The organism is Streptomyces sp. NBC_00083, assembly GCF_026343295.1.
Taxonomy (GTDB): Bacteria; Actinomycetota; Actinomycetes; order Streptomycetales; family Streptomycetaceae; genus Streptomyces.
In genome coordinates this window covers 1,896,443-1,909,862 of sequence record NZ_JAPELY010000001.1, presented here as the reverse complement: position 1 = coordinate 1,909,862, position 13,420 = coordinate 1,896,443, and the positions used below count along the sequence as shown (strand labels likewise).

General features: G+C 71.3%; 9 protein-coding genes and 1 pseudogene. 1 reads left to right on the top strand and 9 read right to left on the bottom strand.

Features of this window, described 5'->3' with window-relative positions; all coding sequences use genetic code 11:
• Nucleotides 1-75: 75 nt before the first annotated feature.
• The 9 genes and pseudogenes from OOJ98_RS08330 to OOJ98_RS08290 all read right to left on the bottom strand — a co-directional run bounded on the left by OOJ98_RS08330 (nt 76) and on the right by OOJ98_RS08290 (nt 11,007).
• The gene (locus OOJ98_RS08330; protein WP_267053979.1) at nt 76-1,242 is read right to left on the bottom strand and encodes a pseudouridine synthase; all 1,167 of its coding nucleotides are present in this window, start codon (nt 1,240-1,242) and stop codon (nt 76-78) included.
• Complete coding sequence (scpB, locus tag OOJ98_RS08325; RefSeq protein WP_267055562.1) at nt 1,242-1,850, bottom strand: SMC-Scp complex subunit ScpB; 609 nt, start codon at nt 1,848-1,850, stop codon at nt 1,242-1,244. Before scpB ends, OOJ98_RS08330 begins: the two co-directional genes overlap by 1 nt.
• Before the next feature lie 8 nt (nt 1,851-1,858).
• On the bottom strand, nt 1,859-2,971 hold the full coding sequence (locus OOJ98_RS08320; protein ID WP_267053978.1) for a ScpA family protein: 1,113 nt from the start codon (nt 2,969-2,971) through the stop codon (nt 1,859-1,861).
• 53 nt (nt 2,972-3,024) lie between these two features.
• Entirely contained in the window at nt 3,025-3,561 is a 537-nt protein-coding gene (locus OOJ98_RS08315) for a hypothetical protein (protein ID WP_267053977.1), read from the bottom strand.
• Nucleotides 3,546-4,697 carry a ParA family protein gene (locus tag OOJ98_RS08310; RefSeq protein WP_267053976.1) on the bottom strand — a complete coding sequence of 384 codons (1,152 nt, stop codon included), beginning with the start codon at nt 4,695-4,697 and terminating at the stop codon, nt 3,546-3,548. The genes OOJ98_RS08315 and OOJ98_RS08310 overlap by 16 nt, the downstream gene beginning before the upstream one ends.
• A gap of 404 nt (nt 4,698-5,101) precedes the next feature.
• On the bottom strand, nt 5,102-6,217 hold the full coding sequence (gene ald / locus OOJ98_RS08305) for an alanine dehydrogenase (protein ID WP_267055561.1): 1,116 nt from the start codon (nt 6,215-6,217) through the stop codon (nt 5,102-5,104).
• Nucleotides 6,218-6,360: 143 nt separating this feature from the next.
• Nucleotides 6,361-8,392: pseudogene (locus OOJ98_RS08300) on the bottom strand (tetratricopeptide repeat protein).
• Nucleotides 8,393-8,611: 219 nt separating this feature from the next.
• Nucleotides 8,612-9,238 (bottom strand): NUDIX hydrolase, encoded by a 627-nt coding sequence (locus OOJ98_RS08295; protein ID WP_267053975.1) that lies wholly within the window; start codon nt 9,236-9,238, stop codon nt 8,612-8,614.
• Nucleotides 9,239-9,339: 101 nt separating this feature from the next.
• Entirely contained in the window at nt 9,340-11,007 is a 1,668-nt protein-coding gene (locus OOJ98_RS08290; RefSeq protein ID WP_267053974.1) for a CTP synthase, read from the bottom strand.
• Nucleotides 11,008-11,481: 474 nt separating this feature from the next.
• Between OOJ98_RS08290 and OOJ98_RS08285 the strand changes: the two genes are divergently transcribed.
• Nucleotides 11,482-13,248, top strand: a complete 1,767-nt coding sequence (locus OOJ98_RS08285) for a glycoside hydrolase family 15 protein (RefSeq protein ID WP_267053973.1) — start codon at nt 11,482-11,484, stop codon at nt 13,246-13,248.
• Nucleotides 13,249-13,420: the final 172 nt, after the last annotated feature.

The following is a 13,420-nucleotide window of genomic DNA, read 5'->3' as shown; positions in this document are numbered from 1 at the left end:
CCGGACGGCGAAGAGCCCGGCTCCCCGTGCAGGACGGGGAGCCGGGCTCGTGCGGCGGGAGTGGTGCCGCGACGTCTAGAGGTCGACCTCGCGCATCAGCATGCCGACCTCGGTGTTGGTGAGGCGGCGCAGCCAGCCGGACTTCTGGTCGCCGAGCCCGATCGGGCCGAAGGCGACGCGGACCAGCTTCTCCACGGGGAAGCCGGCCTCGGCCATCATGCGGCGCACGATGTGCTTGCGGCCCTCGTGCAGCTCGATCTCGACGAGGTAGTTCTTGCCGGTCTGCTGGACCACGCGGAAGGCGTCGGCCCGCGCGTAGCCGTCCTCCAGCTGGATGCCCTCCTTGAGCCGCTTGCCGATCTCGCGCGGCAGCGGGCCCGTGATGGCGGCCAGGTAGGTCTTCTTCACGCCGTACTTGGGGTGGGTCAGACGGTGGGCCAGCTCGCCGTGGTTGGTCAGCAGGATAATGCCCTCGGTCTCCGTGTCGAGCCGGCCGACGTGGAAGAGGCGGGTCTCACGGTTGGTGACGTAGTCACCGAGGCACTGGCGGCCGTCCGGGTCCTCCATGGTGGAGACGACGCCGGCCGGCTTGTTCAGGGCGAAGAACAGGTACGACTGGGTGGCGACGGTGAGGCCGTCCACCTTGATCTCGTCCTTCTCGGGGTCGACGCGCTTGCCCTGCTCCAGGACGATCTCGCCGTTGACCTCGACGCGGGCCTGCTCGATCAGCTCCTCGCAGGCGCGGCGCGAGCCCATGCCGGCACGGGCGAGGACCTTCTGCAGCCGCTCGCCCTCCTGCTCGGCGCCGGGGAACGTCTTGGGGGTCTTCACGTCCGGCTTGTCGGCGTACCGGTCGCGGTTGCGCTGCTCGATCTTGGCGTCGAGCTCGCGCGGGCGGGCCTGGCCCAGGCGCTGGCCGTGCGGGCCGCGGCGCACCGGGGTGCCGCCCTGCGGCGACTTGGGACCGCCCTTGGCGCCGCCGCGCGCCGAGGCGCCCCGGCCGCTGCGGGGGGCGTCGTTGCCCACGTCGTAGGTGCGCTCCTCGGGGCGGGGACGCGGGGTCTTGCCGCTGCCGCTCTGGCGCGGGCCGCCGCTCCTGCCCTGGCCGTCACGCCCGCCGCCACCGGCGCCCCGGCCGCCGTCACGGCCGCCGCCACCGCCACTGCTGCCGCGGCCGCCGCTGTTGCCACCACGGCTCCCGCCGTTGTTTCCGCTGCTGTTCCTGCCGCTGCTGCTTCGCATCACATTTCCGTCTTGTCGTCTGCGTGGGTCTCCGGCGCGTCAGGCGCGTCCGGGTCGAACGACGGAACACCCTCCAGCGTCTCGGCCTCGATCGCGTCCGCCTCGGGGAGGAAGGGCGCGAGCTCCGGGAGCTCGTCCAGGCCGCGCAGGCCCATCCGCTCCAGAAAGTAGTTCGTCGTCCTGTACAGGATCGCACCTGTTTCGGGTTCCGTGCCCGCCTCGTCGACCAGACCCCGCTGGAGCAGGGTCCGCATGACCCCGTCACAGTTGACTCCGCGCACCGCGGAGACCCGCGAGCGGCTCACCGGCTGGCGGTACGCGACGACCGCCAGGGTCTCCAGGGCCGCCTGGGTGAGCCGGGCGTGCTGGCCGTCCAGGACGAAGCCCTCGACGGCGTCGGCGTACGCGGCGCGGCTGTAGAACCGCCAGCCGCCCGCCACGAGCCGCAGCTCGAAGCCGCGGCCCTGGACGGTGTACTCGTCGGCCAGCTCCCGCAGGGCGTCCGCCACGGCCCGTCTGGGGCGTTCCAGGACCTTGGCGAGGTGTTCCTCGCTCGCCGGCTCGTCCACGACCATGAGGACGGCTTCCAGCGCTGGTTTCAGCTCCATGTCCTCGGTCACGCGCTCTCCTCCTCCGTCACCACGTGGTCGAACTCGTCGGTCACCGTCGGCACCCCGTCACCCTCGCCGCCGCTCCAGCGCACCCTCAGCTCCCCCAGCGCCTCGTCCTGGTCGAGGACGACGGCCTTCTCGCGGTAGAGCTCCAGGAGGGCCAGGAAGCGGGCGACGACGGTGAGGGTGTCCGGGGCGTCCTCGGCGAGCACCCGGAAGCTCACCTCACCCGCCGCCCGCACCCGGGCCACCACGATCTCGGCCTGCTCCCGCACCGAGACGAGCGGGGCGTGGATGTGGTCGACGTACACCTGCGGCCGGGCCTTGGGCTGCATGGCCTTCACGGCCAGCTTCGCGAATCCCTCGGCGCCGATGCTGATGACGACCTCGGGCAGCAGCTCGGCGAGGTGCGCCTCCAGGCCGACGGTGCGGGGGTAGCGGCGCGCCTCGGTGTCGAGCCGCTCGCTGAAGATGTCCGCGATGCGCTTGTACGCCCGGTACTGGAGCAGCCGCGCGAACAGCAGGTCGCGGGCCTCCAGGAGCGCGAGGTCGGCCTCGTCCTCCACCTCGGCGGCGGGCAGCAGCCGGGCGGCCTTGAGGTCGAGCAGGGTCGCGGCGACGACGAGGAACTCGGTGGTCTGATCCAGGTCCCAGTCCGGTCCCATGGCCCGGATGTGCGCCATGAACTCATCGGTGACCTTGGAGAGCGCGACCTCGGTGACGTCCATCTTGTGCTTGGAGATCAGCTGGAGGAGGAGGTCGAAGGGCCCTTCGAAGTTGGCCAGCCGAACGGTGAAGCGCCCGTCGCCGGATTCTGGTTCGGGTGCGGTACCGGCTTCGGAACCGGCATCCGGTTCGGACCCGGCTCCGGCTTCGGCTTCGGCTTCGGCGAGCGAAGAATCAGCCCCTCCGGCGCTTGAGGAGCGGGGGTCCGGGGGCGCTGTGCTCATCGGCGGTTCCGCCTCGGGCCCCGGCACCACCCCCTCAGCCGCACCCGAATCCAGCCCCCGGAGGGTCTCGGGAAGGGGCGGGGTGGGGAATGATCCCCCCGGCCCCCGCCCCAGCGCGCGGCGCACCGCACGCCCGGCGGGAGCGGGAGGCTCGTCAGCAATCGGCAAGAGTGGTCCAGGGGAGAAACGGCGGGCGGAGGGGCTCCGCCGCAGGCTAGCGGCTACCGCCCCCGAAGACGCCGTACGAGGATGCTCGCGTCGCCCCGCGACTCCAGGTCGGCGAGGACGACGGCGACCGCCTCCCGCACGATCCGCCCGCGGTCGACCGCGAGCCCGTGCTCCCCGCGCAGGACCAGGCGCGCGTGCTCCAGGTCCATCAGCTCCTCGGCGGAGACGTACACGGTGATCTTCTCGTCGTGCCGCTCGCGCCCGCTGGGCCGCCGGTTGGCGGCCCGCTGGCGGCGCCGCTGCTGCGCGGTCGAGCCCGAGCCGCTCTGGGCGGGGGTGCGCCGGGCCTTGGCGGCCTCCGCGTCGGCGGCGGCCCGGCTGCGCGGTTCGGCGGAACCGGAGTCCTCGTCGGCGGCGGTGTGCTCCGCCTCGGGGGCGGACTCGGCGGCGACGGGCTCACTCTCGCCCGCCGGGGCCGGCACGCGCGCCTCGCCGTTGGTCCCCCGCCGCGGGGCGGACGGCGAGAGCGCCATCCCCCCGGTCGTACGGAACAGCTCGTCGGCCCCGGGCAGACTCACTCGGCGTGACACCGGGCGAGCACCTCCCTGGCGAGCTGACGGTAGGCGGCCGCGCCGACGGAGTTGGAGGCGTACGTCGTGATCGGCTCGCCGGCGACCGTGGTCTCCGGGAAGCGCACGGTCCGGCCGATGACCGTGTGGTAGACGTGGTCGTCGAAGGCCTCGACCACACGGGCCAGGACCTCCCGGCTGTGCACCGTGCGGGAGTCGTACATCGTGGCGAGGATGCCGTCCAACTCCAGGTCGGGGTTGAGACGTTCCTGCACCTTCTCGATCGTCTCGGTGAGCAGCGCGACACCGCGCAGCGCGAAGAACTCGCACTCCAGCGGCACGATCACCTTGTGAGCCGCCGTCAGGGCGTTGACGGTCAGCAGGCCGAGCGAGGGCTGACAGTCGATCACGATGTAGTCGTAGTCCTGCATCAGCGGCTTGAGCGCCCGCTGGAGCGTGGACTCGCGCGCGACCTCGCTCACCAGCTGCACCTCGGCGGCGGACAGGTCGATGTTGCTCGGCAGCAGGTCCATGTTGGGGACCGCGGTCTTGAGCAGCACCTCGTCGGCCGACATGCCCCGCTCCATGAGCAGGTTGTAGACGGTGAGGTCGAGTTCCATCGGGTTGACGCCGAGACCGACCGACAGGGCTCCCTGCGGGTCGAAGTCGACGAGCAGCACGCGCCGTCCGTACTCCGCGAGCGCGGCACCCAGGTTGATGGTCGACGTCGTCTTGCCCACGCCGCCCTTCTGGTTGCACATCGCGATGATCTTCGCGGGACCGTGGTCGGTCAGCGGACCCGGGATCGGGAAGTACGGCAGCGGCCGTCCGGTCGGGCCGATCCGCTCGCGACGCTGGCGTGCGGCGTCGGGCGCGAGGGTGGCCGCGTACTCGGGGTCGGGCTCGTACTCGGCGTCGGGGTCGTAGAAGTGCCCCTGGGGCACCTCGTCAAAGTCGGCGAGAGCGGCGGTGTCCCGGCCGCTCTCGTTGCCGGCCGTGGCGTTCACGTGTAGGCCGTCCATCATCCGTGGGGCTGTCGTCATGTGCTGGGTGGTGGCCATCCCCGCGTGCGCGGGGGGCGGAGTGGTTTCGAAGGTGCGGACCGCGACGGAGCCGACAGCCTCGGGCCCCGAAGGGCTCTGTCCCCGTACGGACATCCCCGCAGGGATTCCTGGCTGACCACCTCCGGGAGTAAATGTCGACTCATTCACAAGTCGTCTTACCTCCTTGGACGTGACCAGGAAACTTTATCGATAGGTCAGCGTGGCACCATGCCGACGGTTGGCGACTCTATGGCGTGTCACCGGTCCGCAGCAACACAATCCGCCGGACCGGGCCCGATGTGTCGGCAACCGAACACCGCTCTGTCAAGGGCGTGCGGGCACTCAAGCGCACGTTTCACCAGTGCTCGAATCGGTTAAAGGGTTACGTTCGAGGCGAGTTGAGCGGGCCGTGGACGGGCGGACGGAAGTGTCGCGATACACATCCGGCCGGACCTTGGTCGACAAGGTCCGGCCGGGTGTACGGGGTTGACGGTCCGCGTTGACGAACCGCCTTGTGACTAGCCGATGAGCGAGTGCAGCTCGACCTGGTCCATGCCGTGGGCCTCGGCGACGGGGCCGTAAACGACCTGGCCGTCATGGGTGTTGAGGCCGAGCGCGAGCGCGGCGTCGCGGCGCAGCGCCTCGACCCAGCCGTTGTTCGCCAGCGACACGATGTAGGGCAGCGTGGCGTTGGTGAGGGCGTAGGTCGAGGTGTTCGGAACCGCGCCCGGCATGTTGGCGACGCAGTAGAAGACCGAGTTGTGGACCATGAAGGTCGGCTCGGCGTGGGTGGTCGGACGCGAGTCCTCGAAGCAGCCGCCCTGGTCGATCGCGATGTCGACAAGGACACTTCCGGGCTTCATCTTGGCGACGAGCTCGTTGGTGACCAGCTTCGGGGCCTTGGCGCCGGGGATGAGCACCGCGCCGACGACGAGGTCGGCCTCGACGACGGCCTTCTCCAGCTCGTAGGCGTTGGAGACGATCGTCTGCACCTTGGTGCCGAAGATCTTGTCGGCCTCGCGGAGCTTGTTGATGTCCTTGTCGAGCAGGGTCACGTGGAAGCCCATGCCGACGGCGATCTGCGTGGCGTTCCAGCCGGAGACGCCGCCACCGATGACGACGGCCTTGCCGGCGTGGGTGCCGGGGACGCCGCCGGGGAGCACGCCGCGGCCGCCGGCCGAGCGCATCAGGTGGTAGGCGCCGACCTGCGGGGCCAGGCGGCCCGCGACCTCGGACATGGGGGCGAGCAGCGGCAGCTGGCGGCCGGCCGTCTCGACGGTCTCGTACGCGATCGCGGTGGTGCCGGACTCCAGGAGGGCGTCCGTGCACGCGCGGGAGGCGGCGAGGTGCAGGTAGGTGAAGAGCGTCTGGTCCTTGCGGAGGCGGTGGTACTCCTCCGCGATGGGCTCCTTGACCTTGAGCAGCAGGTCCGCGGTGGCCCAGACCTCGTCGGCGGTGGGGAGGATCTCCGCACCGGCGCCCACGTACTCGGCGTCCGTGATCGAGGAGCCGACACCGGCGTTCTGCTCGACGAAGACCTGGTGGCCGTGGCGCACCAGCTCGTGCACACCGGCGGGGGTGATGGCCACCCGGAACTCGTTGTTCTTGACCTCGCGGGGGATACCGACCTTCACGTCGATCACGGTCCTTGGCTCAGGGAAAAGGGGGGCAATGCCATACATACCCGGACGCACGACGGCACACCGGGAGGCACCGCAGGAAGTTGCGGCAGAGCCAGTCTAATGAAGGTTTTCTCGCTGTCTACCCTTACAAAGCTCTAATCTTTGGCTGAAGCGCTACGGATTTCGCAGGTCCCTTGGGGCCGCTGCCTCATCTTCCAGAAGTTGATCGGCCGTCGCGCGGTGGATTCGGGCCGCCGTGGGGTCTCCGAGCCGGTCGAGGGTGTCGGCCAGCCGGAGCTGGAGCGCGGCCTGCAACCGCAGATCACCGGCGGTGCGCGCCTGCTCCACCGCCTCCCGGCAGGTGCGCAGCGACTCCTCGGGGCGCCCCGCGTACTCCTGGACCCGGGCCGCCTCGCTCAACGCCCTTGCCTGGCTGGGGAGGTCGCCGAGCCGTCGGTATCCGGCCACCGCGGCCCGCCAGCCCCGCAGCGCCTCGCCGTAGCGGCCCGCGTAGGTGTGCACGGTGGCGAGCCGCCCGTAGAGCCTCGCCGCGTCGGCCCGCTCGCCGCGCGCGAGCCGTTGCGACAGGGCGCGGCCGTACCAGTCGGAGGCCCGGTGCCAGTCCCCCAGCTCCTGGTGGGCGCCGCCTACGGATTCCATCGCGCGGCCGGTGGCGTAGGGGTCGTTCGCCGCGCGGCCGGCGTCGAGGGCGAGCCGGTAGCGGGCCAGCGCGTCGGCGGTGCGGCCGGTCCGCGCGTCCAGGTCGCCCAGATTCAGCAGCGCCGCCGCCTTCTCGCGGTGCAGATCGCGCCGCTCGGCCACGTCGAGGACCAGCTGGTGCAGGCCGTACAGGTCGGGGGCGGACTCCTCGGCGCCCCGGTGGGCGGCGAGCGCCCGCACCAGGGCGGCGACCAGGCGCCGGGCGAGGGTGTCGAGCTCGCCGTCCTCCACCGCCAGCCGGGCGGCGGCCAGCAGCGCGGGCCTGCGGCTGTCCAGCCACCCGGCGGCGGCGCCTGAACTGGGGAAGCGCAGGGCGCGCGGGAGCCCGGCCAGCCGCCTGCGCGCGGGCGAGCCCTCGGGCTCGGTGACCGCGCGGCAGGACTGGAGCAGCCGGACGGTGCGCTCCAGCATCCGGGCGCGGGCCAGCTGCACCTCGCCGGGCCGGTCGACGCTCTCGCACAGCGCGCGCAGCAGCGGCGCAAGGGCGCCGGGCACCCGGTACTGCTCGGGCGCGCCGGGGTCCCTGCGCAGCAGCCCGTACGCCACGAAGTCGCTCAGGGCGGCCTGGGCGCCGGAGACCGAGCAGCCGGCGAGGGCGGAGGCGGTGTGGGCGTCGGCGATCCCGGCGGGGGCGAGGGAGAGCAGTCGCAGTATCCGCGCGGCCGGCTGGGAGAGCGACTCGTACACGAGCCGGAAGGAGCGGGCCAACGGCCGTGCGGCGCTGGGGAGTTCGGCCACGTCCTCGGAGATGGCGCGCAGCTGCTTGGCCACGTCGGCGACGGCGGCCTTGGGGCGGGCCGCGAGCCAGCCGCCGGCCAGGACGAGGGCGGCGGGCTGTCCCGCGCACACCTCGACGAGGGTCTCGGCGGCGCGCGGGTCCACCGTGACGCGTACGGAGCCGGTGAAGCCCTCCAGGAGCTCGACGGCCGATTTGGTGTCGAGGCCGCCGAGGGTGCAGGGGCGGACGTCCGGGATGCCGGTGAGCGGTCCCGCGGCGGTCGCCACGATCAGACAGCGGGAGGTGTCCGGCAGCAGCGGACCGACCTGCTCGGCGTCGGCCGCGTCGTCGAGCAGCACGATCGCGCGGCGGCCGGCGAGCGCGCCGCGGACCAGTTCGGTCAGCTCGTCCTGACCGGCCCCGGGCGGCGCCGGCACCTTCAGGGCGTCGAGCAGGTCGCGGGCGACCCGGTCGGCCGGGACGCGGGCTCCGCCGGGCTCGCCGAGCGCGGCGCGCAGGATCCCGTCGGGGTAGTCGGCGGCGACCCGGCGGGCCAGCTCTTCGGCGAGCGCGGTGCGGCCGGAGCCGGGCCGGCCCGCGATGAGCAGGACCCTGGCCCGGGGCGATTTTCTGCCCGACAGGGTGTCGAGCCCGGCCCGTTCGATATCGGCCCGGAGTTCCTTCAACTCCCGGTGCCTGCCCAGGAATTCCCCCGTGCACTGCCCGGCGGCAGCGCCACCCACGTCCACCGCCTGATCCGTCACGGCCCACGCTCCGTCCGCCTGCGCACCTGGAGACCGTGCGGGTATCCGCACGGGCAGTCCGAGCGTAGTTCACGCTTCGTGACCGTCCGGGTGGAGCGCGGCGGGTATGTCGCCCGATCGGATCAGCGGATTTTCAGATCGCAAGGGTGCCGGAGGGCACGGACATCGGAAAGTCTCCGCGGATCCGACGGGAACCGTGTCGCCTCACGCCTCGAAGGGCCGGGCCGGCCACGGCGCGTCGGCCGGGCGCAGCGCCTCGACGGCGTCGCCCCGCAGTACCGCGGACAGCGCGAGCACGCCGACCACCAGACACGTGTTGTGCAGCTCTCCCGCGAGAACGCCCCGCACCAGTTCGTCGAGCGGCACCCGGGCCAGCTCCATGTCGGCCTCCTCCTCGGCGACCTCGAAGCGCTCGCCCTCGGCCTCCGACAGGTCCTGGGCCAGGAAGATCCGTACGGCTTCGTCGCTGCCGCCGGGGCTGGTGAACACGTCGGTCAGGACGTGCCACCGCTCGGCCTTGACGTGCGCCTCCTCGTACAGCTCGCGCTCGGCGGCGTGCAGCGGGTTCTCGCCCGGCACGTCGAGGAGGCCGGCCGGGATCTCCCAGAGCTTGTGGCGCACGGGGTGGCGGTACTGGCGCAGCACCAGGACCCGGCCCTCGTCGTCCAGGGCGAGGATCGCCACCGAGCCGGGGTGGACCTGGTAGTCGCGCTGGTGGACGGCGCCGTCGGGCATCACCACGTCGTCGGTGCGGACGCTGGTCTTGTGGCCGGTGAAGGGGGTGGCGGTCGCCATGATCTGCCAGTGTTCGGCGGTGTCCTCGATGGCCATGTCGGCGTCCTCCACAGTGCTCGCGCAAAAAACAGAACCGGGGTACGGGCCCCGGAAGGCTCGTACCCCGGCAACGTTAACGCGCGCGGTCCCGTGCGGGACTACTTGGCGGGCTTGCCCGTCTTGCGCTCGACAGCGGCCTTGACCAGGCCCGCGAAGAGCGGGTGGGGGCGCGTCGGACGCGACCGCAGCTCCGGGTGGGCCTGGGTGGCGACGAGGTAGGGGTGCACCTCGCGCGGGTACTCGACGTACTCGACGAGCTTGTTGTCCGGGGAAGTGCCCGAGAAGACGAGGCCCGCCTTCTTCTCCAGCTCCGCGCGGTAGGTGTTGTTCACCTCGTAGCGGTGGCGGTGGCGCTCCTCGACGTACGGCTGGTCGTCGTAGACCTCGCGCACGATCGAGCCCTCGGCGAGCTTCGCCGGGTACAGGCCGAGGCGCATCGTTCCGCCCAGGTCGCCGGCGCCCTCGACGTAGGCCAGCTGCTCCTCCATCGTCGAGATGACGGGGTGGCCGGTGGCGGCGTCGAACTCGGTGGAGTTGGCGTCGGGGATGCCGGCCAGGTTGCGCGCGGCCTCGATGACGATGCACTGCAGGCCGAGGCAGATGCCGAGCAGCGGCACCTTGTTCTCACGGGCGTACTGGATCGCGCCGATCTTGCCGTTCACACCGCGGTCGCCGAAGCCGCCGGGGACCAGGATCGCGTCGACGTCGCCGAGGTTCTTCTTGGCGCCCGCCGGGGTCTTGCAGTCGTCGGAGGTGACCCACTTGACCTTGACGCGGGCCTTGTTGGCGAAGCCGCCGGCCCGCATGGCCTCGGTGATGGAGAGGTAGGCGTCGGGCAGGTCGATGTACTTGCCGACCAGCGCGACGGTGACCTCGTGCAGCGGGTTGTGGACCCGGTCGAGCAGGTCGTCCCACTGCGTCCAGTCCACGTCGCGGAAGGGCAGGTCGAGCTTGCGCACGACGTAGGCGTCGAGGCCCTCGGTGTGCAGCACCTTGGGGATGTCGTAGATCGACTTGGCGTCGATGGCGGCGACCACGGCGGCCTCGTCGACGTCGCACATCAGCGAGATCTTGCGCTTGATGGACAGCGGCACCTCGCGGTCGGCGCGCAGCACGATCGCGTCGGGCTGGATGCCGATGTTGCGCAGGGCGGCGACCGAGTGCTGGGTCGGCTTGGTCTTCAGCTCGCCCGAGGGGCCGATGTAGGGCAGCAGCGAGATGTGCACGACGAAGACGTTGTCGCGGCCGACCTCGTGGCGGACCTGGCGGACGGTCTCCAGGAACGGCAGCGACTCGATGTCGCCGACCGTGCCGCCGACCTCGGTGATGACGACGTCGACGTCGTCGGTGGCCATGCGGCGGATGCGGTGCTTGATCTCGTTGGTGATGTGCGGGATCACCTGCACGGTGTCGCCCAGGTACTCGCCGCGCCGCTCCTTGGCGATGACCTGCGAGTAGACCTGACCGGTCGTCACGTTGGCGGAGCCGTCGAGGTCCACGTCGAGAAAGCGCTCGTAGTGGCCGATGTCCAGGTCCGTCTCGGCACCGTCGTTGGTGACGAAGACCTCACCGTGCTGGAACGGGTTCATCGTGCCGGGGTCGACGTTGAGGTACGGGTCGAGCTTCTGCATCGTGACCCGCAGCCCCCGCGCCTTCAGGAGCGCACCCAGGCTGGAGGCAGTCAGACCCTTGCCGAGGGAAGAGGCGACACCCCCGGTGACGAAGATGTGCTTGGTCGTCGAAGATGCCAAGGATCGAGTCTGCATGGCCAAGAGGGGGCTCCCGTGGTCGCTGTCTGGAGTGCGTGCCGGTCACCCTGTGTGGATCTTGTGCGAGATTTCGCTGGATCACGCGAGATCTTTGGAGGGTGCCGTCGCTGCGGTTCGGGGCTTTTTTCAGCACCCGGCCACGGGCTACCAGGGTATCAGCGCCAGCGGGAGAGCGCGTCCGGCCACGCTCTGTATGCCGCTGGTCAGCCCTGCGTACGAGCCTCACTCGTTCGGCCCAGTGGCGTTCGATGAAGGCTCCAGCAGATCACTGAGGTGCGTCGTATCCTGCTCGGACACTCGCTTGCCGAGCCGCCTGGTAGCACGGCACCACCCCGTCCGTCATCCGGAACATGCGCTCGTTGGCGAACCCTTGACCGCTGTCGCTGTAAGCGCCCCGAGGGGGCGACGTGGCCGTTCGACTGGAGATTGCACGTGGCCGGGCGCATCGAGGATTACGCACTCATCGGAGACATGCAGACCGCCGCACTGGTCTGCCGGGACGGCACGGCGGACTGGCTCTGCCTGCCCCGCTTCGACTCGCACGCCATCTTCGCCGGACTGCTCGGCACCGAGGAACACGGCTTCTGGCGGGTCGGGCCTGCACACAACGGAGACGACCCGCCGCCGACGGCCGACCGCCGCCGCTACCGGGGCGACTCGCTCATCCTGGAATCGGAGTGGGACACCCCGCGTGGCACGGTCCGGGTGACCGACTTCATGCCGCCGCGTGACGGCGCCCCCCAGCTGATCCGCATCGTGGAGGGCGTGACCGGACGCGTCCCGATGCGCTCCACCCTGCGCATGCGGTTCAGTTACGGCCGCATCACGCCGTGGGTGCACAAGGTCGACGGCCGTACGGTCGCCGTCGCCGGGCCCGACTCGGTGTGGCTCGACACCGAGGCGGAGACGTACGGCAAGAACCTGACCACGTACTCCGACTTCACCGTCTCGCCCGGCGAGCGCGTCGCCTTCACCATCAGCTGGCAGCCCTCGCACCGCGAGCCGCCGGCCCTGCCGGAGCCCGAGGCGTCCCTGGAGGCGACCGAGGACTTCTGGCGGGAGTGGGTGGACCACGGCACCTACCACGGGCCCTACCGCGAGGCGGTGGTCCGCTCCCTGATCACCCTGAAGGCGCTCACCTACGCCCCGACCGGCGGCATCGTGGCCGCGCCCACCACGTCGCTGCCCGAGCACATCGGCGGCGAGCGCAACTGGGACTACCGCTACACCTGGCTGCGGGACGCCGCGATCACGCTGTCCTCGCTGCTGCGCACCGGCTACCGCGAGGAGGCCCGCGCCTGGCGCGAGTGGCTGCTCAGGTCGGTCGCGGGCGACCCCGAGAACCTGCAGATCATGTACGGGATCGCGGGCGAGCGCGAGCTCGGCGAGACCGAGCTCGACTGGCTGCCCGGCTACGAGAACTCCACCCCGGTACGGGCCGGGAACGGCGCCGCCCACCAGCTCCAGCTCGATGTGTACGGCGAGGTCACCGAGGCGCTGCACCTGGCGCACATGACGGGCCTGGCCCGCAACGACTACGCATCCCTGCTCCAGCTGAAGCTGATCCGCTACCTGGAGAGCCACTGGGACCAGCCGGACGAGGGCATCTGGGAGGTGCGCGGCCCGCGCCGCCACTTCGTGCACTCCAAGGTGATGGCCTGGGTGGCCGTGGACCGCACGATCAAGCTGATCGAGTCCGGCGACGCCGACGGCCCGCTCGACAAGTGGCGCCAGCTGCGCGACGACATCCACCGGGACGTCTGCGAGAAGGGCTACGACAAGGAACGCAACACCTTCACGCAGTCCTACGGCTCGAAGGAACTGGACGCCTCGCTGCTCCTGATCCCGCAGATGGGCTTCCTGCCGCCGGACGACAAGCGCGTCATCGGCACCATCGAGGCGATCCAGCGCGAGCTGTCCACCCGCGACGGGTTCATCCTGCGCTACCCCACGACGGGCGGCGGGGAGGACAACCTGGACGGCCTCGAAGGCGAGGAGGGCGCGTTCCTGGCCTGCTCGTTCTGGATGGCGGACGACCTCGCGATGATCGGCCGGGTCGACGAGGCCCGCAAGCTCTTCGAGAAGCTGCTCGCGCTCCGCAACGACCTGGGGCTGCTCGCCGAGGAGTGGGACCCGCACCTCCAGCGCCAGGTGGGCAACTTCCCGCAGGCCTTCAGCCACGTTCCGCTGATCGACACGGCGCTGCGGCTCACCGCGTCGGGCGCCTACGGCGGCTGACGCGACGGCGCGCGGGGCCTCGGGAGCGTCCCGGGCGCCCCGGGTTCCGGCGCGACGCGCCCGGCGGCCCGCGCGATGCGCGTGAGGTGTGCCACAAGGCGCGGGTCCGGGACGTCACCGCAGGTAGCGTCCGCCGCAGGCGGTGTCGTCCCGGGGTCGGGCCCCGGGTCCC

Bases quoted from the DNA above. Each gene is read 5' to 3' on its own strand.
- OOJ98_RS08330 (WP_267053979.1), bottom strand. From the start codon at position 1,242: ATGCGAAGCAGCAGCGGCAGGAACAGCAGCGGAAACAACGGCGGGAGC.
- scpB (WP_267055562.1), bottom strand. From the start codon at position 1,850: ATGGAGCTGAAACCAGCGCTGGAAGCCGTCCTCATGGTCGTGGACGAG.
- OOJ98_RS08310 (WP_267053976.1), bottom strand. From the start codon at position 4,697: ATGTCCGTACGGGGACAGAGCCCTTCGGGGCCCGAGGCTGTCGGCTCC.
- OOJ98_RS08295 (WP_267053975.1), bottom strand. From the start codon at position 9,238: ATGGCCATCGAGGACACCGCCGAACACTGGCAGATCATGGCGACCGCC.
- OOJ98_RS08290 (WP_267053974.1), bottom strand. From the start codon at position 11,007: ATGCAGACTCGATCCTTGGCATCTTCGACGACCAAGCACATCTTCGTC.
- OOJ98_RS08285 (WP_267053973.1), top strand. From the start codon at position 11,482: ATGCAGACCGCCGCACTGGTCTGCCGGGACGGCACGGCGGACTGGCTC.